The following is a 24,052-nucleotide window of genomic DNA, read 5'->3' as shown; positions in this document are numbered from 1 at the left end:
CGTCTCCATTATAGGGGAACTTGGGGAATTGGAAAGGCGGAAAAATGGTTTTCTCCTAAAAAATGAGGAGGTGGTTCCTGTGCCCAGAGTGGAAAAGGTTGGGGAAATCTTCCGCTGCGAGGTCTGCGGGAACGTGGTGGAGGTGAAGGAGGTGGGTGGCGGGGAACTTGTGTGCTGCGGGCAACCGATGGTGAAGCTTGAAGAGGCACCAAAGAGGAGGCGCCAGTGCCGAAGAAAAGCCTCAGCCTGATTCTGGGAGCGCTCTTCGTGCTCCTTACCACAGGTAGCGCCTTCCCCCATCCCCCATCGCAAATCATCGCCTCCTTCGATCCTGAAACGCACCTCCTTGAGATTCGCATTCCTCATGGTGTTCCGGAAGCAAAAGGCGACCACTACATTGCCGAAGTCCGGGTTTCCCGAAACGGTGAGGAAATCATCGTCCAGTACCTGGGTTCCCAGTTCTCTCCTCAGGAGCAAAAAGTCCAGTACCTCGTCATCGACGCCGCAAGAGGCGACACCCTCACCATCTATGCCCGCTGCAACAAGTTCGGGGAGAAAACGGTAGACCTTGTCCTTGAGTGAACTTCAGCGGAAGCTCCACCGGAGCTTCCGCTTCTTTTCTTCCCGCTCGAGGGCAAGGGCGATGAGGCGATCGATGAGCTCCGGGTAGGGAATGCCGCTTGCCTCCCAGAGCTTCGGGTACATGCTGATTTTCGTGAAGCCAGGGATGGTGTTGAGCTCGCTGATGTAGAGGTCCTTCCCCCGGAGGAAGAAGTCCACCCGGGCCATGCCCTCGCACCGGCACGCAAGAAAAGCCCGGAGGGCAAGCTCCTGGACTCTTTTTGTCGTCTCCTCATCCAGAGGCGCAGGCACAAGGAGCTCCGCTCCCTCAGGGTCTAAGTACTTCGCCTCATAAGAGTAGAAGGGATGGTGCGGGACAATCTCCCCGGGAAGGGAGGCAAAGGGCTTCTCGTTCCCGAGGACTGAGCACTCGATTTCTCTTCCGGCGATGTACTCCTCGATGAGGACTCGGGTATCGTACTGAAAGGCCTCCTCGAGGGCTTTGTGGAACTCCTCTTCCGTTGCAACCTTTGCCGCACCGACCGAGGACCCCAGAGTCGCCGGCTTCACAAAAAGGGGAAGCCCGAGGCGCTCAGTAGCTTCAAGAAAGGTGGGAGCGGCATCTTCCGTAGCAACAAGGAAGCGCACCACCGGAAGATCGGCCTCCCGAAGGAGCCTCTTTGTTACCTCCTTGTCCATGCATATGGCAGACCCCGCAACCCCAGACCCCACGTAGGGGAGGTTCACCATCTCAAGGAGCCCCTGGAGCGTCCCATCCTCCCCAAAGGTCCCGTGGAGCACCGGGAAAACGACCCTGGGGGAGGCGATGACTCTCCCTTCCCTGAGGTTGTAGAGCTTCCCTCCCTCAGGATGCGGAATGAGGGCGACCTCGTCCCGATCGGAGGGGCACTCGGGATACCGCAAATCCTCAGGGCCGCAGAGGCGCCAGATGCCCTCTTTGTCTATGCCCACAAGGAGCACCTCGTACTTTGCCGGATCAAGCGCCTGGACGATGTTCCGGGCCGACTCGCAGGAAACCTCGTGCTCCACCGATTTCCCTCCGAAGACAAGAAGAACCGTAAGGCGCTCAGGCATTTCCTTTCCTCCTCAGAACGTCAGGATTCTCCAGATGCTCTCGGCAACGACTCTTCCTCGATCGAGGACCTCCATCTTGAAGAAGACCGTTGGGGCATGGTGGAGAAGGTGAAGCGGCACCGCCACCTCAAGCCCCTCCCTCCCGAAGGCGTAGGAGGTAATCTTTCCTTTCTCGTTTGGGATTGTCACCGTCCTCCAGGCTCCGTCTTCCGAGGACACGTCGAGGGCGACTTCCTTACCTGAAAAGGGTACCACGGGGAGAAAATGGAAGCGGTACACCGCCCTCTCCCGGGGCAAAGACCCCAAAAAGAGGTACAGGTACTCCTCGTCCTTGGCAAGGGTAAGAGACAGGGAGTTTCTGCCACCGTTTCTTCGCACCCTCACCTCAGGAAAGGCAAGGGAAACGCTCGGTCCCTTCCAGTCCTCCTCCACCCCATCGACGGTAATGCTCTCAGTAAGGGTTGGAATCTTCACCCGGCGGGCCTCGACGAAAAGCTCATTTGCCCGCACGAAGCTCAGAGGGTACCCCCCGGTTGATTGGGAGCGGTACTTCCGGACGGCCCGGGTTTTCGCAAAAATGGCGTCTTTTGAGAGGAAGTAGTACCGCCACCGGATGGTGGGAACGCAAAGCTCCCGGGGAGGGACAAGCTTCACCCCTGCCCCTGTCATGCTCCCATGGGGCCAGAGGTTCCAGTGCACCAGGTACCAGAAAACCCGGGTATTCTCGAAGAAGGGGTCCTCATAGCGGAGGCGCTCTAAGGCGTACATGGTGAAATTGTACGCTGCCCGGTGATCGGGATGGGTATCAAAGGGCGAAGAGGTGAGGACAATCGTGGGGCGTACGGCACGGAGGATTTCCTCAAGATCAAAAGCCACGTTGACTCCGCAGTAGGGACTCCCGGGCCTGAAACTTGCCGCCGGGGTGAACTCCCTCCCTGTGAAGCGGGAGAGGTACGGAACATCCGGCGACCAGTGCTCGTGGAAGAGGGGCTCAAGACCCTGGTCCGGGTATCCAAGGAAAAAGACGTGGTCTTTCGGTATCCCCAAAACCTCAAGGGCCTCAAGGGTCTCCCTCTGGCGGCGAATCCCAAGATCAAGCGCCCAGCTCGGCCGCCGAAGGAGGAGACGGAAGGCGTCGCCGTTTGTCACCACCACGACGTAGACCTTTGCTTTTTTCTTTGCCGCCTCGTACAGGAACCCTCCGGCTCCGAAAACCTCATCGTCGCAGTGGGGGGCAACGACAAGGAGAACATCCTCTTCTCCGCACTCAAGGGAGAGAGAAGCATCACCCCTCAAGTGGGCAAAAAGAGGGAGGGAAAAGCGAATCTGCGCCTGGACAAGGTACCCCGAAAGGACGGCCACAGAGATGACAAGGAGCGCAAACCTTACCCGTCTTGCGCCTGCCCTCACCGATTCGGCAAAACCTCCCCCTGGGTGGTGAAGCTTCGGACGATTTCCCGGAACGTCGGAAATGTGGCGTCAAAGGAGGCCTCCGACGTCCAGCAGATGATGCGGTAGAACCCCTGATTCTTGAAAAAGAGGTAGAGGACCCCCTGCATTGCCCTCCCCCCTTCCGGGAAGGAGAAGAGATACCAGTACGCCGGGACGTAGTCGACCTCCGCGGGTCCCTCGCCGAGAATCCTCACCCCCGGGTAGAGGAGGATGTCCTCCCGCACCTGTGCCCGGAAGGCGTCAAAGGAAGGGTAATAGGTGTACTCTAAAGTCACCCAGACATGGGCCTCCCCGAAGCGGGCCGAGAGCATGAGTGTCGGATCGATGGTGTCTGGAGGATTCTCCACCACCCAGTCCTCCGGGAAGGCAATGCGGAACCCTGCCAGGGGAGACACATAGGCCACGAACTCATCGGCGAACACCGCCGGCACCCAGAGGAGAACGAAAAAGAAAAGAATCAGAAAGCGCGCCATACCAGGACCTCCTTTTTCCCATTATATCCTGAATCCGCTCCTCTCGTCGACAGGGTTTTTTCCAGGTTGCGCCGTAAGTTAGCCTGTTGTACAATAGAGCAACTGGCAGAAAGGGGGAAGTTCCATGCTTTCTGTGCTCCTTGGAGGCGTTGCAGCACTCAAAGACTACGTGGCCACCCATGTCCTCACCTGTCTTGTCCCGGCTTTTCTCCTTGCCGGAGGGATTGTGAGCTTCATCAACCGAGAGCTCATCCTCGAGTACCTCGGGGAGAAGCGCTCCAAACTCGCCTCCTTTCCTCTCGCAAGCGTGGCGAGCTTTTTTGTCGCCGCCTGCTCCTGCACCGTCATTCCCGTGGCAAGCGGCCTCTACTTTGGGGGCGCAAGCATTGGGGCCGCCTTCATAGTTCTTTGGGTTGCCCCGGCGACAAACGTCCTCGCCTTAACGTACACGGGAAGCCTCCTTGGGGCTTCTTTAGCTCTTGCCCGGGTGGTGGCCGCACTCCTTATGGCCTTTATCGTGGGGGGCGTGATGAGCCTCGTTTTCAAAAGGGAAGAGTCCTCTCCCCTTCCTGAGGGCGAGAAAAAACCAAAGGGAGCCCTCCTCGAGAAAAGAAGTGCCCTCCTCCTTCTTTTTGTCCTTTTGTCCCTTCTTCTTCCCAACTACCTCGTCCGGAGCGGCCCCTACCTCCACAAAGTCATCCTCTGGGCTGTCCTCACCCTCATTTTCAGCGTGTACGCAAAGCTTGCCCTCCCCTCGAAAGCCCTCAGGGAGTGGATTCGGGAGACCCTGTGGTTTGTGCGGCTCATTTTCCCGCTCCTTCTTCTGGGGGTCTTCATCGTCGGCGTGGTGGGGAAGCTTCTTCCGGAGGCCTGGATTCGGACCTGGCTTGGAGGGAATAGTATCCGGTCTTCCTTCCTTGCCACCCTCATCGGGGCCGTGAGCTATTTTGCCACCCTCACCGAGGCTCCCTTCGTGAGCACCCTCATGAAGCTCGGCATGGGGAAGGGACCGGCGCTGGCGCTTCTTCTCACCGGACCGGGCCTGAGTCTCCCGAACTGGCTTGCCATTGCCCGGGTCTTTGGGGGGAAGAAGGCTTTCGTGTACGTGGCAACCATTATTCTTCTTGGCACCGTGGTGGGCTGGTTTTTTGGGAACTTCATCCTTTGAGGAGGTGGCGGTATGAAAATCGCAGTGCTCGGCATGGGTTGTCCGAAGTGCAAGATGACGGAGGAAAACGTCCGTAAAGCCTGCGAGGCCCTTGGTCTTGAGGCGGAAGTCACACACATCTACGACCCCAAGGAATTCGCCAAGTTCGGGGTCCGCATCACCCCGGCGGTTGTTGCCGACGGGACGGTTCTCTTCTCAGGAAAAGTCCCAACCGTTGAGGAGCTCAAAGAGGCCTTAGGGAAGCTCCGCTCTTAAAGCAACGGTCCTTGCATCTTCAGGGGGATTTGGTAAAATATAGGATGCCCTGGTGAGCGTAGCTCAACTCGGTTAGAGCACTGGACTGTGGATCCAGGAGTTGGGGGTTCAAGTCCCCTCGCTCACCCCAGGAGCGCGCGCCCGTGGCTCAACTGGATAGAGCAACGGACTACGGATCCGTAGGTTGGGGGTTCAAATCCCTCCGGGCGCGCCAAAAGTTCATAAGGTTTACTTTCTCCAACCTTCGGGGCAGGGTGAAATTCCCAACCGGCGGTGATGCCTCCCCTCTCAAGGGAGAGGACGAGCCCGTCAGCCCCAGCGGTTGAACCGGTGAGAATCCGGTGCCGACGGTATAGTCCGAATGGGCGAAGGTTGGTTTTTCATTTCGCACATTAAGGCCCCAGAAGGCTGGGGCCTTTTTTATTTCCCCGAAAGGAGGCCCAGAGTATGGAAAAGGGGAGCTGGATTGTGAAGAAGGGGCTTGCCGAGATGCTCAAGGGCGGAGTCATCATGGACGTGACAAGCGAAGAGGAGGCCCGCATCGCCGAAGAAGCCGGAGCGGTTGCCGTCATGGCCCTTGAGCGGGTGCCCGCAGACATTCGGCGCGAGGGCGGAGTCGCCCGGATGGCCTCCATCGAGAAAATCGTCGCCATCATGGAGGCGGTATCCATCCCGGTTATGGCCAAAGTCCGCATCGGGCACATTGCCGAAGCCCGGGTCCTTGAGGCCCTTGGGGTGGACTTCATCGATGAAAGCGAAGTCCTCACCCCTGCTGATGAGGAACACCACATCGACAAACACGCCTTTAAGGTTCCCTTCGTCTGCGGAGCCCGGGACCTGGGAGAAGCCCTGCGGAGGATCCAGGAGGGCGCAGCGATGATTCGAACAAAGGGCGAGGCAGGAACGGGAAATGTGGTTGAGGCGGTGCGGCACATGCGGAGAATCAACCGGGAAATCAGCTACATCTGTGCCCTGCCCCAGGACGAGCTCCCCCGGGTGGCAAAGGAATGGGGCGTCTCCCTCAGCCTCCTTGAGGAGGTGCGGGAGAAGAAACGCCTCCCGGTAGTCAACTTTGCCGCCGGAGGAATCGCCACTCCCCAGGACGCGGCGCTTTTACGGATGCTCGGAGCAGATGGCATCTTCGTCGGCTCAGGGATCTTCAAATCCGAAAACCCCAGAGCCTTTGCCCGAAGCATCGTGAAGGCCTGCACCTTCTTTGACGACCCTGAAGCGCTCCTTGAGGCATGCCGGGGCATCAAGGGTGCCATGAAGGGCCTGGCAAAAGAAGAGTTCGCCGTGTCTTTGCAGGAACGGGGGTGGTGAGCCGTGAAAGTCGGCATTCTCGGCTTCCAGGGAGGCATCGAAGAACACGAAAGGATGCTCCACTCCCTCGGAGTGGACACCCACCGGGTGCGCTACGTCCAGGACCTTGCAAAAATCGACGCCCTGATTCTCCCAGGAGGAGAGAGCACAACAATGGGTGTTTTCCTGAGGGACTCCGGCCTCCTTGCACCCCTGCGGGAAACCATAGAAGGGGGAATGCCCACCCTTGCAACCTGCGCGGGACTGATTCTCCTTGCCCAGGAGGTTGAGGGAAAAACCTTTGCCTCCGTTGGACTACTCCCCATCGCCGTCCAGAGGAATGCCTACGGGAGGCAAAGGGAAAGCTTCACCACCGAGCTTTTACTCTCTTTTGATCCTGCCAGGCCCTATCCGGGAGTCTTCATTCGAGCCCCCCGGATCGAGAGAATCCTCTCGCCGGAAATCCAGACCCTCTCCCTCTATGAGGGGCAACCCGTGATGGTTGAGTACGGGAAAATCATCGGGTGCACATTCCACCCCGAGCTCACCGAAGACCCACGGGTGCACGAGTACTTCTTAAGCTTTGCGGGATTGTAACTTGCGAAGAAGTGCCCTGGGGAAGGAGGAGCCCTCCCCTTCCCCACCCTCCCCCTCTCCTCCCCTCTCCGAACCACCCTTTTTCTGGTATAATTCGAGGAGAAAGCTTTTTCTGAGCAAGGCGCTGGAGTTTTGAGGAGGGGGCGGCTGTGGACGTTGGTTCTATCGTTCGCTTCCGCAACCGGGACTGGGTGGTTGTTTCTGAAGGGGAAGAACGCATTCTCCTCCGCCCCCTGACGGGGACAAGCGACGAAGTGGTGGCTGTGCACCGGAGGCTTTGCAACCTCCTCGGCTACACCTTTCCGAGCGAGCGGCTCAGTCCTTCCCAGTTCCCTCTTCCCAAGGTGGATTCGGTGGCCGATGCCCAGAGTGTGCTTCTTCTCTGGCAGGCCGGACGTCTGCTCCTCCGGGAGGGAGCGGCACCTTTCCGCTCCTTCGGCCGCATATCCATCAGGCCCCGGACGTATCAGCTTGTTCCCCTCATGATGGCCCTGCGGCTTCATCCGGTGCGGCTTCTTGTTGCCGATGACGTGGGGGTTGGGAAAACCGTGGAGGCGGGGCTCATCGTCCGGGAGCTCTGGGACCGGGGCGAAATCCGCCGGCTGGCCGTTCTCTGCCCGCCCTACCTCTGCGACTGGTGGCAGAAGGAACTGGAGGAGAAGTTCCACCTCGAGGCGGTGGTGATTGGCTCAGGGACAATTGCAAGCCTTGAGCGGCAGGTACCTCCAGGGCGCACCGTCTACGAGCACTTTCCCGTGCAGGTTATAAGCATTGACTTCGTCAAGCACTCCCGGAACGCCTCGCCTTTCCTCCTCAGTCCCCCGGACCTTGTCATCGTGGATGAAGCCCACGGCGTGGTTCCCGGCCGGGGCATGGACCGGCACCTGCGCTATGAACTCGTGAAGGAGCTCGCCTCCGACCCAAAGCGCCACCTCATCCTCCTCACCGCCACTCCCCACAGCGGGATTCCGGAGGCTTTCCAGAAGCTCCTGGGGCTCCTTGATCCCCGGTTTGAAGGGTGGAAGTTCACGGACCTCACAGAGGCCGAGCGCGCAGAGCTTGCCCGCCACTTCGTCCAGAGAACCCGCCGGGACATCGAGGAGCAGTGGAAGGATGGGTCCTGTTTCCCCAAGCGCGAACCCGTGGACGCCACGTACCGCCTCTCGCCTGCGTACCGGAGGCTCTTTGAAGCGGTGTACGATTTCTGCACCGAGATTGTCCAAAGCGGCAAGGACCTTGAGGAGCACCGCCGCCGAATGCGGTGGTGGAGCGCACTGGCCCTTTTGCGGTGCGTGATGTCAAGCCCCCGGGCTGCCCAGGTGGCCTTAAGGAAGCGGCGCCGAGGAGAGGAATTCGCTCCTGAGGAGGACGAAGAGGACATCTACTACGCCTTCGAGCCGGACAACCGCACACCCAACGAGGAAGTCCCAACGCCCCTTCTTGAGCGGGTTGAAGCCGACCTCTCCAGGGCGGAAAAAGACAGGCTCCGCAGGCTGGAAGAGATGGCCTCAGGAATCACCGAGGAAGAGGATACCAAGCTCCAGGGGTGCGTGGAAGAGGTGCGCAAGCTCCTCCGGGAGGGTTACCACCCCGTCATCTGGTGCTTTTACGTAGAGACTGCAGAGTACGTGGCCGAAGCGCTGCAGAGAGCCCTGGCCGGGGAGTTTCCCGATGCCCATGTTCTCTGCCTCACCGGTAGGATAGGTGAGGAGGAGCGGCGGCTCAAGGTTAAAGAGCTCATGCAGAAACCCCGGCGGGTCCTCGTGGCCACGGACTGCCTGTCGGAGGGAGTGAACCTCCAGGAGGGGTTCAACGCCGTCCTCCACTACGACCTCCCCTGGAACCCAAACCGGCTCGAGCAGCGGGAGGGCCGGGTGGACCGCTATGGCCAGAAGACTCCCGTTGTGAAGGCCATCCGCTACTACGGCGTGGACAATCCGGTGGACGGCGCCGTCATCGGGGTTCTGCTCAACAAAGCCCGGGAGATTCGGAAGACCCTTGGCACTTATGTCCCGATTCCTGAAGAGGAGCAACTCGTTGTCGAGACTCTGGTGCATGCCCTCTTCTTCAGAGAGGAGCAGATGTCCCTGCCCTTTGCCGAGCCCGAGCCCCAGGTAGAGGAGCTCCACAAGAGGTGGGACCTTGATGTCCGGCGCGAGAAAGAGAACCGCACCCGCTTCGCCCAGCGGGCCCTGAAGCCTGAGGAGGTGGAGCGGGAGCTTGAAGCCACCGACCGGGTCCTGGGGGATCCTGAAGCGGTCCGCAACTTTGTCCTCCTCACCTGCCAGAAGCTTGGGATTACCCTTGAGAAGGACCGCCGGCTGAAAGGCGTGTGGCATGTGATCCTTCATCGAGCTTCCCTTGCCGGGGTCCCGGAGGTGATTCGGCGGGCGCTGCCTGACTCCGGGGAGCGCTGGACCGTGAGCTTCGAAAGCCCCACCCCGGAAGGAGCCGAGTACATAGGCCGCAACCACCCCTTCGTCACCGCCCTTGCCCGCTACGTCTTTGAGGAAGCCCTCGAGGGGAAGGACGAGGCGGTGGCATCCCGCTGTGGAGCCATCCGCACCCGGGCCGTGCGGCGGCTGACGAGTCTACTCCTTGTCCGCCCGAGGTTTCAGCTCCGGCTGCCGGACCGCCCTCCCCTTCTTGCCGAGGAGGTGGTTGTGGTTGGGTTTGAGGGATTCGGGGAAAAGTGGCTTTCGCCGAACGAGGCGCTTCCTCTTCTGCACGCCGAGCCAAGCTCGAATCTCCCGGAGAGGGAGAAGAGGGAACTCGTGGCCATGATGCGGGATGAGGTCCAAAGGCTCCTTGAGGAAACCCAAGACGGCAATCCGCTGCGGACTCTCCTTGAGAGGCGGGCCCAGGAACTTGAGGAGGCTCATCGCCGGGTTCGCCAGAGCGTGGGCCAGAGGGTGCGGGGCCTTGGGGTCCAGCTCCACTGGCCACCGGATATTCTGGGCTTACTCGTTCTGCAACCGGAGGTGGGGGCTTAGATGGCTATAGCTCTTTCTGGGACAATCGCTTCTGAGCAAGTGCACCGGAGGGGCCCGGTGATTCGCCTTGAGGGGGGAATCCTCGGCCCTGATATCCTGGAGGAACTCCAGAGGGAAACCCTCCCCGGACAGCGGCCCTCTGACTTCGGCTTCCCTGCAGGTGCTTCCCTTATCAGCGAAGTCGCCGCCATCTATCGGGATGCCCGGGACCTCTACGCCATCTTCCGGCGAGGGCTCGAGCGCCTGCCTGAGGGTGATCCTGCCACAAGCCTCACCCGGGAGCGCTGGGTGATTCCCCTCCTGGGACTTTTGGGGTATGAGCTCCGCTACAACCCCCGCTCTTTCGAGCTCGGTGGGCAGCTTTTTGCCGTCTCCCATCGGGCGGGGGAAAACGAGGACGCACCGCCTGTCCACATCGTGGGGGCTCGCCGGGATCTCGGGCACGTGGACCCCTCCGGAAGGCCCCGGGTTTCGCCCCATGCCCTCCTCCAGGAATTTCTGAACCGCTCGGACCACCTCTGGGGGATAGTGACAAACGGCCTGGAATTGCGGCTTTTGCGCAAATCCACTCTCCTCCGCCGCCAGGCCTACGTCGCCTTTGATCTTGTGGCCATCTTTGAGGAGGACCGCTTCAGCGATTTTCTCCTCCTCTTCCGGCTCCTCCACCGCTCCCGCCTCCCCAAAGGCGTTGCGGACGCGCCGGACTGCCTCCTTGAAAAGTACCACGAGAGGGCTCTCGAGCAGGGCACCCGCGCCCGGGACCACCTCCGGGACGGGGTGGAGGAATGCCTTGAGATTCTTGCCAACGGTTTTCTCAAGCACCGCTCAGCGCAGGAAACGATAGACCCCAGGGAGCTCTACCACGATCTTCTGCAGCTCGTCTACCGCTTTTTGCTCCTTCTTGTGGCTGAGGAGCGGGGCGTCATCACCGGAAACGACCTCTACCGCGAGCACTACGGCATCGGCCGCCTGAAAAGGCTCGTCGACCGCCGCGAAGCCTACACCGACCATGAGGACCTCTGGTGCGGCCTCAGAGTCCTGTGGCACCTTCTGCGCGACACCACGCCCCAGGTAGACGGCAAACCCCTCGCCAGCCTCCTCGGCCTTCCGGTCCTTGACGGGGGTCTTTTCAGGCACATCGAGCTTGAGGACTGGACCATCACCAATCGCGATCTCCTCACCGCCTTCTGGTACCTCGTCTACTACCACGACGACGAGGCGAAAACCCCTCGCCGGGTGAACTACGCCGCCTTAGACGTGGAGGAGCTGGGCTCGGTCTACGAGAGCCTCCTCGACAACGAGCCCCAGGTCTTCAGGGAGGGAACGGGGTGGAAGTTCCGCTTTGCGCGGGGGACCGAGCGCAAGAGCACCGGTTCCTACTACACCCCCGCAGAGCTCGTGGGAGAGCTCGTAAAAAGCGCCTTGGAGCCCGTGCTTGAGGAGCGGCTTGCCCGGGCAAAAACCAGAGAAGAAAAGGAGCGGGCGATTCTCTCCATCCGGGTGCTTGATCCTGCCTGTGGTTCGGGGCACTTCCTCCTTGCCGCTACCCGGCGGCTGAGCCGGGAGCTTGCCCGGGTTCGAACTGGCGAAGATGAGCCCTCGCCTGAGCTTGTGCGGGAAGCCACACGGGACGTCATTGCCCACTGCATCTTCGGTGTCGACAAGAACCCTCTTGCGGTGGAGCTCTGCAAGGTGGCCCTCTGGATTGAGTCCTGCACCCCCGGGAAGCCGCTGACTTTCCTCGACCACCGGATTAAGTGCGGCGACTCCCTTGTGGGTGTCCTCGACCTGGAAGACCTCGGGAAGGGCATTCCTGATGAAGCTTACGACCGCGAGGGCTCCGTCTCGAAGAAACTCATCCGCAACCTGAAAAAGCGCAACGAAGAAGAGCGGACTGGCCAGATGTCGCTTGATTTCGGGGCGAAACTCGAGGACAGGCTCCTTGAGAGCGCCATCGCCCTGAGTGAACTCGAGGAAACACGGGACGATTCCCCTGAAGCGATTGCAAAAAAGGAGAACCGCTACGAGAGAACACAGCAGGAACTTGAGCCCCAGCGGCTTGCCTGCGATTTATGGGTGGCGGCCTTTTTCTGGGACCTTGAGGATGGGGACATTCCCACCACGGGAACCGTCCGCCGGGCTCTTGAAAAACCGGAAACCGTGCCGGGGAACATCCGGGAGCTCGATAACGTCCTTGAGAGGGCCATCATCCTCACTCAGGACGACATCATCGGTGTTGACGATCTCCAGATTTTCGAAGCCCCCGGGGAGCCCCAGTGGAAGACCCTGAAAGAGGTGGAAGAGGAGTACATCGCCCGGGTCCTCGAGTACACCGCCTTTGACTACGAGAAGGCCGCCGCCATCCTTGGCATATCCCTTGAGGAGCTCCGGGCGCGGTGCGGCTCTATCGGTACTCGTTGACGGTCTCAAAGAGGGCAAGGAGGTTCTCCACCGGGATATTGGCCTGGATGTTGTGGACCGTGGCGAAGACGAACCCTCCTCCTTTTTTGAAGATTTCGATGAGCCTTCGGACTTCCTCCCGAACCTCCTCAGGAGTCCCAAAGGGCAGGGTCCTCTGGGTGTTCACGCCCCCACCCCAGAAGACGAAGTGGCTCCCAAACTCCCGCTTCAGGGTTTCCGGGTCCATGGAGGCAGCCGAAATCTGGACCGGGTTCAGGATGTCAAAACCGGCCTCCCTGAGGTCCGGGAGAAGGTCGTAGACGGAACCGCAGGTGTGGATGAAGGTCTTCCAGCTCGTGTGCCTGTGGACCCAGGCGTTGATTTCGGTGTGGAAGGGCTTGAAGAGCTTTCGGTAGAGCTCCGGGGCGATGAAGGGGCCGTTCTGGGAACCAAAGTCGGTTCCCGAGATGACGATGACTTGAATCCGCTCGCCCACCGCCTGGTGGAACATCTCGAGGTTCTTGATGCCGATTTCCGTCATCCGGGCAAAGACCTCCTGGAGGAAGGACTGGCGAGTCACAAGGGACACGTACCACTCCTCTACGTCCCGGATGCCCTTTGGGTCCTTCAGGGAAAGGCCGGGAACAAAGGCGATGTCCCCAAGGTTTGTCCCCGGAACGCCCGAAAAGACAATGGCGTAGTCCGTCTCCTCGTAGAGCCTCTTTGCCTCCTCCTCGTAGTACCGGAGGTCTTCATCCGAAAGGAGAGTGTACTCCTCAATCTGGTCCTCGACCCGGAGGTTCTCCTCAGAGATGGGCTTTTGGCGGATCAGGGCATCGTGGTAGAACCCGCCTTTTGGCATTTTCGCGCATGGGGCGCAGGAGGTATCCCCCTTCGGGTACTGGTAGATGTTACCCTCTGCGTCGGGGATGGTGTTGAACTTCTCCGGAACAAGGAGGGGTGTCCCGTCGAAGAACCTCCAGGGCTTCCAGTTCTCGTTCCGGAAGCCGAAGAAGTTCTCCCGGGGCATGAGGGGAACGGTATCAATCCCCAGGACTTTCCGAAGCTCGTCGTCCACCTCCCCGAGCATCTGGAAGGGATCGATGACTTTCACCGGGTCCTCTGGGTGGATGAGTCCCAGGGCCACCTTGAGCTTGTGGAGGCTTGAAACGTGGATACCCGTAACAAGCGTTGCCCCAAGATCCAGAGGAAGCCCATCAGGCTCCTCATGGGCAAGGGCCCGAAGTACCCGTTCCCGTGGCGTCATGTTCTCTCCTCCTTTCTATCCTTTCACCGCCCCAAAGGTGAGGCCCCGTATGAGGTACCGCTGGGCAAGAAGGGAAAAGCAAAAGGATGTGCGTTGCGTAAGAGGGGTTTCTCAATCGAGGTGGAACACTTCCTCCATCTCCGCCCACCATTCCCCCTCTTTCCGGGTCTCCAAGGGTTCCTGGCAGGGCTTGCAGAGCGCCCACCACTTCTGCGTCACCGGGTCGGCTGCCATCTTTCTCATATCCTCTTCGTAGTTGTCCCCCGTGTACTCGTAGTAGCTGAAGAGGTACCCATCCTTGTAGAAAATGGTGTAGTTCTGGATGTGGCAATCCTTGATGGTTTTCAGAACCTCCGGCCAGACGTTGCGGTGGAGCTCTTTGTACTCTTCGACCTTTTCGGGCTTGAGCTTGATCACCATGCCAAAGCGACGCATCGCCACCTCTCCTTTCTACGGACACCCACAGGATTTCCGGATGATGATTTCCGGCCGCAGGACTACTTCCCGACGCTCCCGAATCTTCTCCCCCCGAATACGCTCAAGGAGCATCTCCACAGCCAGTGTCCCGATGGTGTACGCCGGCTGCTTGGCGGCGGTGAGAAAGGGGAAAAGGGCCGAGGCAAGGTCGAAATCGTCAAAAGTTACAAAGGCAACGTCCTCCGGCACCCGCACCCCGAGCTCCCGGGCCGCCCGGATGGCTCCCACCGCAATGACGTTATTCCCGGCAAAAACGGCCTCAACCGGAAGCCCGCTTCTTAGGAGCTCTCGCATGGCCTGGTACCCGAATTCCTCCTTGTACGCCCCGATGCGAACGTACTCCTCAAAAGGAGTAACACCTGCCTCTTGCAGGGCCTTCCGGTACCCCTCCACCCGTTCCCGACTCGTTGAGAGCGTGAGGGGACCGGAAATCACGGCTATCCTCTTTTTCCCATGCACTTCGATGAGGTGCCGAACCAGGGCGTACGCACCGTACTCGCTGTCCCCCACGACGTAATCCCAGGAGGAATTCGGTACCTTCCGGTCCACAAGGACCACCGGAACGCTTTTTCGGGCAAGAACCTCAAGAGACCCTCCGTCACCACAGCTTGAGATGAGGAGGCCATCGACCTGCCGCCGGAGCATGAGCTCCACGTACGCGGCCTCAACCCGGGGGTCCTCATCGGTGTTGCAGAAAATCGTGTTGAAGCCGTGCTCTGAGGCTTTATCTTCAACACCCCGCGCAAGGGTGGTGAAGAAGGGATTGGTTATATCCGAAATGATGAGAGCAATGGTATTCGTCCGGCGCTTCTTGAGGCTCCGGGCAATGTAGTTTGGAGAGTAATGGAGTTCTTCTGCCGCCGCAAGGACCCTGCGGCGGGTGGCCTCGCTCACCCCTTGCGCTCCGCTCAGCGCCCGGGAGACCGTGGCCGGGGAAACTCCCGCTTTCCTGGCAACATCGTAGATGGTAGTCATTCCTGCGAAAGCTTCAGGGGGTACGTTCCTTTTTCCCTGAGGAAACGGATGAGCCTGTCGTACAAAAGGGGGTCGACGTTACTCGCCACCGAGTGGTCCGAAGCCGGCATGTACCCTCCCCCGACGGCAGCCTGGAGTTTATAGAGGGCTTCCTTCTCAATATCCTCCCAGGTCCCATACCCCAGGATGCGGCTATCAAGGCCCCCGAAAAAGGATATCCGGTCCCCGTAGTGCTTTTTGAGCTCCACCGGGTCCATACCTGCTTTCGCCTCGAGAGGATTGTAGACGTCTATTCCCGCCTCGATGAGGTCCGGGAAAATCTCAAGGCTCCTTCCGCACCCGTGGTAGACGACGATGAGGTTGTGCCGGTGGAGGAAATCGCACAGTCGCTTCACACAGGGGAAGAAAATCTCCCGCCAGAGCTTCGGGGAGAAGAACATCCCCTTATCGTAGGCCACATCACCCCAGATGATCATCCCGGTGAGAGGAGCAAGCTCAATCTCCCGCTCCGCAATCCCGAGCATGAAGTCGGTTACTCTTTCTGCGAAAGCCTTCACCTTTTCCTTCTCAAGGGCAAGGTCCATTAAGAGCCCTTCCGTTCCCCGGATGCGCCACATGGCCTCATAGGGTTCACAAATCGACCCAAAGAGGCAGAACTTGTCCTTGTTGCGCTCCACGTCTTCTGCGAAACTCGGGAGCTCCCCGAAACTGTCGCCGCAGTTTATGATGTCGCAGCGCTTTTCGAAGTACCGCCGATCATCCCGGGGGTTGTCAAAGGTGAAGGAGGCGAATTTATCGGCACTCTTCACCGAAAAATCGAGGAAGAGAGGCATGGGAGCGGAGAAGACCTTCTTCACCGTGCAGCCAAAACCACTTCGGAAAACGACGTACTCCGGAGTCCTCTCAAGAACAGTACAGCTTTCAACCTTTGGGTCCATGTTCGGGGAGATAACCTTGACATCAAGGTCGTAGTACTCGTAGATATCGGTGTCCTCCGGAAGACCAAGGGTCCTCTTCCAGTTCGCAAGGAACCCGCTCCAGTAGAAATCGGTGAGCGGTACCCGGTCGGGCTCTTTGCGCTCCTTGAGGGCAGTCCAAACCCGCTGTATCTTCTCCTTTGCTCTCTCCATAATCTCACTCCTTTACAGCACCAAGGGATAGACCCCGGATGATGTACCGGTTGGCAAAAATCGTCACCAAGAGAGGAGGAATGATGATGACTAAGGAACTTGCCGCAATGTCCCAGTACTGGGGACCCCGCAGAGTCGTGAGCCCTGCCATCTGGAGGGGTAGCGTTTTGGCGTTCTCAAAAGTCAGCGTCAGGGCAACGAGGAACTCGTTCCAGGCAAAGATGAAGGAGAAGAGGAAGGAAACGGCAATTCCCGGAACCGCAAGAGGAATAACCACCCGGAAGAGAGCGCCAAAACGGGAACACCCATCGACCATCGCCGCTTCCTCAAGTTCCTTAGGGAGGTCGGAGAAGAACTCCTTCACAATCCAGGTGACAAGAGGCAGATTCATGACGCTGTAGACAATGATGAGGCTCACGACGTTATCGAGAAGCCCCAGGGTGTTGAAGAGGATGAAGAAGGGCATGGCTAAGGCCACAGGAGGAAACATTCGCTGCGAGAGGATGAAGAAGGCAATGTTCTCGTTTCCCCAGCGCCGGTACACGAAGCGGGTGAGAGCATACCCAGCCATGACTCCAAGGGTGATGGTGATGAGGGAGCTCACAAGCGCCACAATGACGCTATTGCGAAGGTACACGGCACGGTTGCCGAGAACCTTCATGACTTGGTACTCCGCTTCCCCAGGGGCTGTCCGTCCCATAAGGTGAATCCACCCAAGGAGGCTGGGCTTAAAGTCTATGAAGGGGAAGAACTTGGGTCGCGGGGCGTACACCGTCTCGTGTTCTTTGAAGGACGTCACCACGTTGTAGTAGATGGGGAAAAGGGTGAAGAGGAGCCAGAAAAGGAGAACCGCGTAAATACCCACTTTTTGCCAGGTGCTCCGCACCTTAAAGTATGTTCCCGGCATTTACCTCAACGCTCCTATCCGATGGAGGAATCGGGTGAGATACGTGAACATAACCGCAATGACGATGAGCTGCACCCAGGACATTGCCGTACCGTACCCGAGGTTAAAGGCCCGGAAGCCCTTGAGGTAAATGTAGAAGTTCAGGGTTTCCGTGGCCGTTCCCGGTCCCCCTCCGGTGAGGACGTACACGGTGTCGAAAACCTTGAAGGCATCGATGGTCCGCAAGAGTATCACGGTAATGATAACCGGAAAGGCTATGGGAAGGGTGATGTGGAAGAATACGTGGGCATGAGAAGCGCCGTCAACGAGGGCCGCCTCGTAGAGCTCCTCAGAAATGGACTCAAAGGCCGCAAGGATGGTGAAAATCATAAACGGCGTCCACTGCCACACATCGACAAGGATGAGGGAGAGAAACGCTGTTCCCCCCTTCCCCAGCCACTCCACCGGAGCAATCCCAAAAAAGCTGAGGAAGTAGTTCAGCGGTCCCCGGTTGTAGTCGAGAATCATCTTCCAGACGTACGAAATCGCCACCGGAGAAAGGAGCATCGGGAGCATGTAGGTGACTCGGAAGAAATTCTTCCCCACTACCTCCTTCTGCAAAATCATTGCCAGAAGAATCCCAAGGCCGAGTTCAATCCCCACTGCCGACCCCACGTAGCCGAAGGAGAGGGAGAAGGCATGGGCGAAGCGGGGATCGTGAATCATGTCGAGGAAATTCTTGAACCCCACAAAGCGCAATCCCCCACTCCCCGGCGTCCACTGGCTCAGGGAAACGAGAATAGAAAAGACAAGGGGGAAGATGGCAAGGGCAAGGATAAAGACAAGGACGGGAAGCATCATCGCGTACTTTACTCGATGTTCTCCTCTGATCGCCATAGTACCACCTCGAAACGAAAATCCCCCACCCCTTGTGGGGTGGGGGAGGGATTCACTCAAGCCCCAGGTGCTGCCTGTAGAACTTCGTCTGAGCTTCTTTCCCAAGCCGCTCGGTGATGGCGTTCCACTCTGCTGCGCAGTCGTTCATGGCATCCTGGACGGACTTTTCCCCAGAGAGGGCAACGGTGAGGTGGAGCTCATACACATCCATGTACTCGGCAGAACCAGGGATACGGATATCGATGACGGCATTGGGATGATCGGTAACCGCCAAGGTATTGGCGATGTACTCCCTTGCCTCTTCCTCGGTCCAGCCGGCCTCTACCCAGGCTTCCAGGTTCTCCATATGGGATTTCCTCCAGGGCTGGTAGCCAGAGAAGGGGCTGGCGACGTCTTTGGCGCTGATCTCAGGGCTAATCATGTACTTGACGAAATCCCAGCAGAGATCCGGGTAATCGGTGGTCGAAGTGATGTAGAAGGACCAGCCGTTGAAGCAGTGCACCGGAGCGTAGTACACATCCTCTGTCTGGACCCATTCTCCCTTCTGCCAGTCCCAGTACTCCTTGCTCCCCGGCGGTAGGGCGTACCCGATGAGCCCTTTGACTTTCGACTGGACGTCATGGGAGTTCGGGCCAATGTCGCCCCAGTCGATGGCCATTGCCGCATGCCCAAGAATCATCTCGTTGATGACGTCACCTCGTACCCAGTCAAGACCAGGACCACAACCGCGCTTCCCCATCTCGATGAACTTTTCGATTCCCTTCACCCATCCGGGACTGTTCACAAGAGGAGTCATGTCGGGCTGGAAGTAGAGAATGCCTTGAGCTGGGGCTTTGTCCCGGGGCACAACCACATAGGGAGCCACCCAGGGGAGGGAGTAGAAGTACGTCTGGGCGCCACGCTTTGTGCTCCGCACGAAACCGTACTCAATCTCCCCATCGTTGTCCCAGTCCCAACCGTTGAAGAACTCCGCAACATCGATGAGCTCGTCAAGAGTCTTCGGTGGAACGTTGTACTCGTAGCCGTACTTCTCCTTGAACTTCGCCCGATAGTCGGGATTTCCGAGGATATCCTTGCGGTAGAAGAGGTACATGTTGTCGTTGTCGCAGATGAGACCGTAGGTCTTGCCGCCGAACATGTTCTTGAGCTTAATCCCATCAGGCACATCGGTCTCATACTGAACCTCGGGGTCCTTGAGGTAGTCATCGAGAGGAATGACATACCCCCATCCCACAAGATCGGCCATCCAGATGTTCGCCGCAAGGAGGATATCGAAGGCCTTGCTCCGGGTGGCTGCCGCCTGCTGCATCTTGGGGAAGAGGTCCGCAAAGTCCGCCTCGATGACTTCTACACGGTTCCCCGTCATCTTCCCCCACTCTTCCCCATGGACCTTCACCGGGCCGCTCACCCAGGGACCAGTCATGGCAAGGACTTTGATGGTCTTCCCTTCACCCCAGGCCACCGAACCAAGGGCCAACACCACAAGGCACACAACGAGAATACCTAAAAACCCCTTCCTCATTGCTGGAACCCTCCCTACGTGTGGTTTCAAGCGGTACTCGGAGAAAAGGAGCTCGTCGGAGTCTTGTGCGGAACTCTCACCCCCTCTTTTGAAATCGATTTAGTTTCATTGTACCCAAAGAGGGAACATTTGTCAAAGGAGTTCGTGAGAATAGTGAGGAAAAAGGGGCGTATTCTTGCAACCGATTTCAAAAAAGAAAAAATCCCCCTTGCCCCTGCAAGGGGGAGGCTTCACCCGCGCCTTCGGATGATGTCAAGATACACTGCACCGATGACGATGACACCGCTTGCCACAATCTGCCACTCTTGAGGAACAGCAAGGATTCGAAGGCCATTCGTGAGGGTGCTCATGATGAAGGCCCCCACAATGGTCCCCACAATGGACCCCTCACCGCCGCTTAAGGAAGTTCCCCCAATCACGACGGCCGCAATGGCCTCAAGCTCGTACCCCTGTCCCAAGGCAGGTTGAGCCGAATTGAGTCTTGAAGCCATCATGACTCCACCCATGCCCACGAAAAGGCCACAGAGGGAGTACAGAATCACCTTCCAGCGGTCGACGTTGAGCCCCGAAAGCCGCGCCGCTTCTTCGTTGCTCCCAATGGCAAAGTCGTACCGACCGATAACGGTCCTCGTGAGGATGATGTGGGCAAGAACAGAGGAAATGGCAAAAATCAGAACGGCATTTGGAAGGTTGAATCCGGGGAAAAGACTGCCCACGACAGAACCCATGGAAATCTTCGAGAAGCTCGGCGCATGGGTGAAGTAAATGGGGGCAGTCCCCGAGATGACGAGGGCAAGGCCTTTGGCAACCATCATCATACCGAGCGTGGCAATGAAAGGGGGGAGTTTCATTCTCGAGGTGACGGTCCCGTTCACAAAGCCGCAGAGCATGCCAGTCCCAATGCCCCCCAGGACTCCAAGGAAAACCGGCAAACGCCAGTAGGTGATGAAAACCCCAGTCATGACGGCAGAAAGAGTCATAACCGTCCCGATGGAGAGGTCGATACCACCACTCACGATGACGAAGGTGACTCCAAGGGCGAGCATACCATTGACACAGGTGGCAAGCATTATGGAGACGATATTCCCAAAGGTGAAAAAGTACGGCGAGGAGAGGGAGAAAAAGACAAAAAGCAGAATGAGGCTGCCGAACATCAAGAACTGCCGCAGGACCTCTCTCCGGAAATGCCGGGTGGTGGGAACGGCTTCCATAGGCATAACCTCCATCGCTAATTCCGCATGGTTGCGTACTTCATGATGAGCTCTTCCGTAGCCTCACGGGCGTCAATCTCTCCCGTGATCCTTCCTTCACACATGACGAGGATTCGGTGGCTCATGCGGAGGATTTCGGGGAGTTCTGAGGAAATCATGATGATGGACTTCCCCTCCTGTACGAGCTCGTTCAGGAGGTGGTAGATTTCGCTCTTTGCTCCAACGTCAATGCCCCGCGTGGGCTCATCGAAAATGAGAATGTCGCAGTTTTTCATGAGCCACTTCGCCACGATGACTTTCTGCTGGTTGCCACCGGAAAGGTTCTTCACCTTCTGGGCAAGGCTCGGGGTCTTTATGCGGAGCTTCTCCACGTACTCCCTGCATCGGTCCTGGGCTTTCTTGCGGTTGACAAAGGTGCGCCAGCGCAGGAAATCCTGCATGGAGGGGAGCACCATATTGGCCTCAACGTCAAGCCCGAGCATGAGACCGTACCGTCGCCGGTCTTCTGAAAGATAGGCAATCCCGTGGCGTATCGCATCAGCAGGACTCTTGATGCGGACCTTCTGCCCCTTCACGTACACCTCTCCCGACTCTATGGGGTCTGCCCCGAATATGGCCCGCGCCACCTCGGTTCGCCCTGCTCCGACAAGACCCGCAAGGCCAAGGATTTCTCCTTTCCTCAGGGCAAAGCTCACGTTTCGGATATCCCTTCCCCGGCTGAGCCCCCGAACCTCAAGAACCACCTCCGCACTGGCGCTCCCTTCTTCCTTTTTGGCCGTCTCGTAGATGTTGCGCCCCACCATCATGCTGATGATGCGGTCAATGGTGGCCTCCTTCATGTCGAGTGTCCCGATGTACTGTCCATCCCGAAGCACCGTCACCCGGTCGGCAATTTCCTTGAGCTCCTCAAGACGATGGGAGATGTAAATGATGCCCATGCCCCGCTCCCGCAACTTCTTGAGCACCCGGAAGAGCTCCTCAACCTCGGCTTCGCTCAGAGTTGCCGTTGGCTCATCCATGATGAGGACTTCGGCGTTGAAAGAGAGCGCCTTGGCAATCTCCACCATCTGCTGCTTGGCCACCGTGAGGTCTCGCACCTTGACTCGGGGGTCAATGGGCATGTGGAGCATGGCAAGAAGCTCACGAGACCTTCGGACCATTTCCTCTTCATCGAGAAAAATCGGGAAACCTTTCCTCCGCGGCTCGCGCCCGATGAAAATGTTCTGAGCCACCGTGAGATGGGGCATGAGGTTGAGCTCCTGGTGCACAATGCTGATGCCGAGTTCCTGCGCAGCACGGGGATTGGGTATTTTGACTTCGCGGCCCTTATATATGATACGACCCGCATCCTTCTGGAAGACTCCCGTGAGGATTTTCATGAGGGTCGATTTTCCGGCACCGTTTTCTCCAACGAGGGCATGGATTTCCCCCGGGAGGAGCTCGAAACGGCAATTCTGAAGCGCCCGAACACCGGGAAAACTCTTATCGATTCCCTCCATGAGGACCAAGGGTTCTCGCATACTCCATCCTCCAAAAAACAGGAGGGACCGGCCGGTCCCTCCCGAAATCGCTGAGGCTACTCGTAGAGCGATTCCCTGATTTCCGGATCGTTGATGTTCGTCTTATCGTACCAGTAGAAGCCGCTGTCGATGTACTTTGGAAGCTCTTCCCCTTTAATGGCCTTGATGGCTGCTTCAACTGCCATGTACCCCATCTTCACTGGACGCTGTGTGATAGCTCCCGCCATAACCCCTTCCAGGATGGCGTCAATCTGCTGCTTTCCAGAGTCGTACCCGATGACGACGATCTGGCCGACTTTTCCAAGCTCCTTTACGGCGTTGATGACTCCGATAGCCGATCCTTCATTGGCGCCAAAGATGCCCTTGAGGTTCGGGTGGGCCTGGATGATGGCCTTGGCAAGGTCTGTGGACTTCAGGTGGTCGCCACCACCGTACTGGATGTCCACAATTTTGATATTCGGGTACGCTTCCTTGATTCGATTCACGAATCCGTCTCGGCGCTCGATACCGGTTCGGCTTGTCTGGTCGTGGACCACAAGAGCAACCTCACCCTCGTACCCGATGAGCTCTGCCATTTTATCCGCTGCGTACGCTGCCGCCTTGAGGTTGTCCGTTGCCACCGTGGTGACGGGAATGTCGCTTTCGACACCGGAGTCAAAGCACACCACAGGAATACCCATGGCTTTCGCCTGCTCAACGTAGGGGATGAGGGCCTTGGCGTCAAGAGCAGCAAGACATAAGGCATCGGGCTTTTTGGCAAGGGCCGCCTGGACCATGTCGATTTGCTTGTCCACCATGGCCTCAGACTCCGGTCCCTCGAAGGTGATGGTAACCCCATAGTCCCGTGCTGCCTGCTCTGCACCCTGCTTCACAGCCTGCCAGAACTGGTGCTGGAAACCTTTGGAAATCATGGGGATGAAGAGGGTTTTCTCTTCGGCCACCGCAAGACCAGCCAAAAAGGCTACCGAGAGTAACAGCACAAGAGAAAGAACAAGGAGTTTCCTCATCGCGCAACCTCCTCCAGCAGAGTTTCGTTCAATCGCGCATCACGTAAGGGAACTACCACACAAAGCAGCCGCAAACCCAAAGCTCAAATTTTTTCTGTCCCTCTCACCTCCCTTGGAAGCTTTTCTCCTGCGGACTCCCGGATGACGAGTTCTGGCTTGAGGACCACTTCCCGGCGTTCCCGAATCCTGTCCTGCCCCTCAATCCTCCGGAGAAGAAGCTCCGTCGCCAGAACCCCCATGGAGTACGCCGGTTGCGCCACAACGGTCAGAAAAGGAGAGAACTTCGAAAGGAAATCGATATCCTCAAAGCACACTAAGGCCACGTCTTCCGGAATCCGAAGCCCGAGTTCCCGTATGGCCGTCATAGCCCCAAGGGCTATGAAGTTATTCCCTCCAAAGATGGCACTGGGACGGTCCTCTCGGAGGAGAAGGAGCTTCGTCTCCCGGTACCCTCCCTCTTCCGAGTAGGTGGCAAAACGAATCAGAGAATCATCGATGGGCACGTGAGCTTCCTCAAGGGCCTGCCGGTACCCCCGGACCCGGTCTTCGGCGGTGGAGATATCCCTGCTCCCCACGATAATGCCAATGCGGCGGTGTCCAAGCCCAAGGAGGTGCTTCGTCAGAATGTACGCCCCGTAAACACTGTCCCCTTTGACAATGTCCACATCCATGTCCCGGAGGCCATCCACTTCCCGGTCCACAAGGACCACCGGAATACCCCGGGCAAGAAGGGACTTCAAAAAGAGTGCTTCTTTCTGCTTGCGGGGGCAAGGATGACTCCGTCGACTTTCTTTCCTGCAAGGAGTTCAAGGTACAGCGCCTCTTTATCGGAGTCCTCATCGGTGTTGCAGAAAATAACGCTGA

21 protein-coding genes, 2 tRNA genes, 1 pseudogene and 1 riboswitch are annotated in these 24,052 nt (G+C 58.3%); of the genes and pseudogenes, 10 read left to right on the top strand and 14 right to left on the bottom strand.

The genetic code is table 11. The features are described from left to right. Positions 1-79: 79 nt before the first annotated feature. Positions 80-250 (top strand): desulfoferrodoxin FeS4 iron-binding domain-containing protein, encoded by a 171-nt coding sequence (locus H5U36_00905; protein ID MBC7216745.1) that lies wholly within the window; start codon positions 80-82, stop codon positions 248-250. Next, complete coding sequence (locus H5U36_00900; protein ID MBC7216744.1) at positions 250-582, top strand: hypothetical protein; 333 nt, start codon at positions 250-252, stop codon at positions 580-582. Before H5U36_00905 ends, H5U36_00900 begins: the two co-directional genes overlap by 1 nt. A 3-nt stretch (positions 583-585) precedes the next feature. Here the strand turns inward: H5U36_00900 and H5U36_00895 are convergent, their stop codons facing one another. Genes H5U36_00895 through H5U36_00885 form a run of 3 tightly spaced genes read right to left on the bottom strand, consistent with a single transcriptional unit; the run spans position 586 to position 3,581 of the window. Beyond that, positions 586-1,656 carry a D-alanine--D-alanine ligase gene (locus tag H5U36_00895; GenBank protein MBC7216743.1) on the bottom strand — a complete coding sequence of 357 codons (1,071 nt, stop codon included), beginning with the start codon at positions 1,654-1,656 and terminating at the stop codon, positions 586-588. A gap of 12 nt (positions 1,657-1,668) precedes the next feature. Further along, positions 1,669-3,066 carry a PIG-L family deacetylase gene (locus H5U36_00890; GenBank protein ID MBC7216742.1) on the bottom strand — a complete coding sequence of 466 codons (1,398 nt, stop codon included), beginning with the start codon at positions 3,064-3,066 and terminating at the stop codon, positions 1,669-1,671. Beyond that, entirely contained in the window at positions 3,063-3,581 is a 519-nt protein-coding gene (locus tag H5U36_00885; protein ID MBC7216741.1) for a hypothetical protein, read from the bottom strand. The genes H5U36_00890 and H5U36_00885 overlap by 4 nt, the downstream gene beginning before the upstream one ends. 124 nt (positions 3,582-3,705) lie before the next feature. Here H5U36_00885 and H5U36_00880 point away from each other — a divergent pair, with 124 nt between their 5' ends. The 8 genes from H5U36_00880 to H5U36_00845 all read left to right on the top strand — a co-directional run bounded on the left by H5U36_00880 (position 3,706) and on the right by H5U36_00845 (position 12,317). Further along, on the top strand, positions 3,706-4,749 hold the full coding sequence (locus H5U36_00880) for a permease (protein MBC7216740.1): 1,044 nt from the start codon (positions 3,706-3,708) through the stop codon (positions 4,747-4,749). A 12-nt stretch (positions 4,750-4,761) separates the two neighbouring features. Further along, a complete protein-coding gene (locus tag H5U36_00875) occupies positions 4,762-5,004 on the top strand; it encodes a TM0996/MTH895 family glutaredoxin-like protein (GenBank protein MBC7216739.1) in 243 nt (80 codons plus the stop codon). Between the two features lie 52 nt (positions 5,005-5,056). Beyond that, positions 5,057-5,134, top strand: a tRNA-His gene (locus H5U36_00870). Between the two features lie 7 nt (positions 5,135-5,141). After that, positions 5,142-5,218 (top strand) — tRNA-Arg (locus H5U36_00865). A gap of 22 nt (positions 5,219-5,240) precedes the next feature. After that, a riboswitch (FMN riboswitch) is annotated at positions 5,241-5,381 on the top strand. Between the two features lie 70 nt (positions 5,382-5,451). Then, positions 5,452-6,327 (top strand): pyridoxal 5'-phosphate synthase lyase subunit PdxS, encoded by an 876-nt coding sequence (gene pdxS, locus H5U36_00860; protein MBC7216738.1) that lies wholly within the window; start codon positions 5,452-5,454, stop codon positions 6,325-6,327. Positions 6,328-6,330: 3 nt separating this feature from the next. Then, a complete protein-coding gene (gene pdxT / locus H5U36_00855; GenBank protein MBC7216737.1) occupies positions 6,331-6,903 on the top strand; it encodes a pyridoxal 5'-phosphate synthase glutaminase subunit PdxT in 573 nt (190 codons plus the stop codon). 149 nt (positions 6,904-7,052) lie between these two features. After that, entirely contained in the window at positions 7,053-9,896 is a 2,844-nt protein-coding gene (locus H5U36_00850) for a DEAD/DEAH box helicase (GenBank protein ID MBC7216736.1), read from the top strand. After that, positions 9,897-12,317, top strand: a complete 2,421-nt coding sequence (locus tag H5U36_00845) for an N-6 DNA methylase (GenBank protein ID MBC7216735.1) — start codon at positions 9,897-9,899, stop codon at positions 12,315-12,317. On the opposite strand, the gene H5U36_00840 is transcribed toward H5U36_00845, so the two are convergent. The 11 genes and pseudogenes from H5U36_00840 to H5U36_00790 form a co-directional block, all read right to left on the bottom strand. Next, complete coding sequence (locus H5U36_00840) at positions 12,301-13,563, bottom strand: methyltransferase (protein MBC7216734.1); 1,263 nt, start codon at positions 13,561-13,563, stop codon at positions 12,301-12,303. The two genes, H5U36_00845 and H5U36_00840, sit on opposite strands and share 17 nt — an antisense overlap. Positions 13,564-13,674: 111 nt before the next feature. Then, positions 13,675-13,998 carry an L-rhamnose mutarotase gene (locus tag H5U36_00835; protein ID MBC7216733.1) on the bottom strand — a complete coding sequence of 108 codons (324 nt, stop codon included), beginning with the start codon at positions 13,996-13,998 and terminating at the stop codon, positions 13,675-13,677. Positions 13,999-14,013: 15 nt separating this feature from the next. Then, complete coding sequence (locus tag H5U36_00830; protein ID MBC7216732.1) at positions 14,014-15,015, bottom strand: LacI family DNA-binding transcriptional regulator; 1,002 nt, start codon at positions 15,013-15,015, stop codon at positions 14,014-14,016. Next, positions 15,012-16,145 carry a hypothetical protein gene (locus H5U36_00825; protein ID MBC7216731.1) on the bottom strand — a complete coding sequence of 378 codons (1,134 nt, stop codon included), beginning with the start codon at positions 16,143-16,145 and terminating at the stop codon, positions 15,012-15,014. The genes H5U36_00830 and H5U36_00825 overlap by 4 nt, the downstream gene beginning before the upstream one ends. A 4-nt stretch (positions 16,146-16,149) precedes the next feature. Next, positions 16,150-17,052 (bottom strand): carbohydrate ABC transporter permease, encoded by a 903-nt coding sequence (locus H5U36_00820; GenBank protein MBC7216730.1) that lies wholly within the window; start codon positions 17,050-17,052, stop codon positions 16,150-16,152. Beyond that, complete coding sequence (locus H5U36_00815) at positions 17,053-17,928, bottom strand: sugar ABC transporter permease (GenBank protein ID MBC7216729.1); 876 nt, start codon at positions 17,926-17,928, stop codon at positions 17,053-17,055. A gap of 52 nt (positions 17,929-17,980) precedes the next feature. Next, complete coding sequence (locus H5U36_00810) at positions 17,981-19,450, bottom strand: extracellular solute-binding protein (GenBank protein ID MBC7216728.1); 1,470 nt, start codon at positions 19,448-19,450, stop codon at positions 17,981-17,983. Between the two features lie 230 nt (positions 19,451-19,680). Further along, positions 19,681-20,676, bottom strand: a complete 996-nt coding sequence (locus tag H5U36_00805) for an ABC transporter permease (protein ID MBC7216727.1) — start codon at positions 20,674-20,676, stop codon at positions 19,681-19,683. Positions 20,677-20,678: 2 nt separating this feature from the next. Then, positions 20,679-22,181 (bottom strand): sugar ABC transporter ATP-binding protein, encoded by a 1,503-nt coding sequence (locus tag H5U36_00800; protein ID MBC7216726.1) that lies wholly within the window; start codon positions 22,179-22,181, stop codon positions 20,679-20,681. A 56-nt stretch (positions 22,182-22,237) separates the two neighbouring features. Further along, positions 22,238-23,188 carry an ABC transporter substrate-binding protein gene (locus H5U36_00795; GenBank protein MBC7216725.1) on the bottom strand — a complete coding sequence of 317 codons (951 nt, stop codon included), beginning with the start codon at positions 23,186-23,188 and terminating at the stop codon, positions 22,238-22,240. 83 nt (positions 23,189-23,271) lie between these two features. After that, a pseudogene (locus H5U36_00790) lies at positions 23,272-24,052 on the bottom strand (substrate-binding domain-containing protein).

The sequence above is a fragment of the Candidatus Caldatribacterium sp. genome, assembly GCA_014359405.1.
GTDB classification, from domain to species: Bacteria; Atribacterota; Atribacteria; order Atribacterales; family Caldatribacteriaceae; genus Caldatribacterium; species Caldatribacterium oleiphilum.
Note: the sequence above shows the minus strand (reverse complement) of the source record. Positions and strands in the feature narration are given on the sequence as shown.

Bases quoted from the DNA above. Each gene is read 5' to 3' on its own strand.
- H5U36_00895 (MBC7216743.1), bottom strand. From the start codon at position 1,656: ATGCCTGAGCGCCTTACGGTTCTTCTTGTCTTCGGAGGGAAATCGGTG.
- H5U36_00885 (MBC7216741.1), bottom strand. From the start codon at position 3,581: ATGGCGCGCTTTCTGATTCTTTTCTTTTTCGTTCTCCTCTGGGTGCCG.
- H5U36_00880 (MBC7216740.1), top strand. From the start codon at position 3,706: ATGCTTTCTGTGCTCCTTGGAGGCGTTGCAGCACTCAAAGACTACGTG.
- H5U36_00875 (MBC7216739.1), top strand. From the start codon at position 4,762: ATGAAAATCGCAGTGCTCGGCATGGGTTGTCCGAAGTGCAAGATGACG.
- pdxS (MBC7216738.1), top strand. From the start codon at position 5,452: ATGGAAAAGGGGAGCTGGATTGTGAAGAAGGGGCTTGCCGAGATGCTC.
- H5U36_00845 (MBC7216735.1), top strand. From the start codon at position 9,897: ATGGCTATAGCTCTTTCTGGGACAATCGCTTCTGAGCAAGTGCACCGG.
- H5U36_00840 (MBC7216734.1), bottom strand. From the start codon at position 13,563: ATGACGCCACGGGAACGGGTACTTCGGGCCCTTGCCCATGAGGAGCCT.
- H5U36_00835 (MBC7216733.1), bottom strand. From the start codon at position 13,998: ATGCGTCGCTTTGGCATGGTGATCAAGCTCAAGCCCGAAAAGGTCGAA.
- H5U36_00830 (MBC7216732.1), bottom strand. From the start codon at position 15,015: ATGACTACCATCTACGATGTTGCCAGGAAAGCGGGAGTTTCCCCGGCC.
- H5U36_00825 (MBC7216731.1), bottom strand. From the start codon at position 16,145: ATGGAGAGAGCAAAGGAGAAGATACAGCGGGTTTGGACTGCCCTCAAG.
- H5U36_00820 (MBC7216730.1), bottom strand. From the start codon at position 17,052: ATGCCGGGAACATACTTTAAGGTGCGGAGCACCTGGCAAAAAGTGGGT.
- H5U36_00815 (MBC7216729.1), bottom strand. From the start codon at position 17,928: ATGGCGATCAGAGGAGAACATCGAGTAAAGTACGCGATGATGCTTCCC.
- H5U36_00810 (MBC7216728.1), bottom strand. From the start codon at position 19,450: ATGAGGAAGGGGTTTTTAGGTATTCTCGTTGTGTGCCTTGTGGTGTTG.
- H5U36_00805 (MBC7216727.1), bottom strand. From the start codon at position 20,676: ATGGAGGTTATGCCTATGGAAGCCGTTCCCACCACCCGGCATTTCCGG.
- H5U36_00800 (MBC7216726.1), bottom strand. From the start codon at position 22,181: ATGCGAGAACCCTTGGTCCTCATGGAGGGAATCGATAAGAGTTTTCCC.
- H5U36_00795 (MBC7216725.1), bottom strand. From the start codon at position 23,188: ATGAGGAAACTCCTTGTTCTTTCTCTTGTGCTGTTACTCTCGGTAGCC.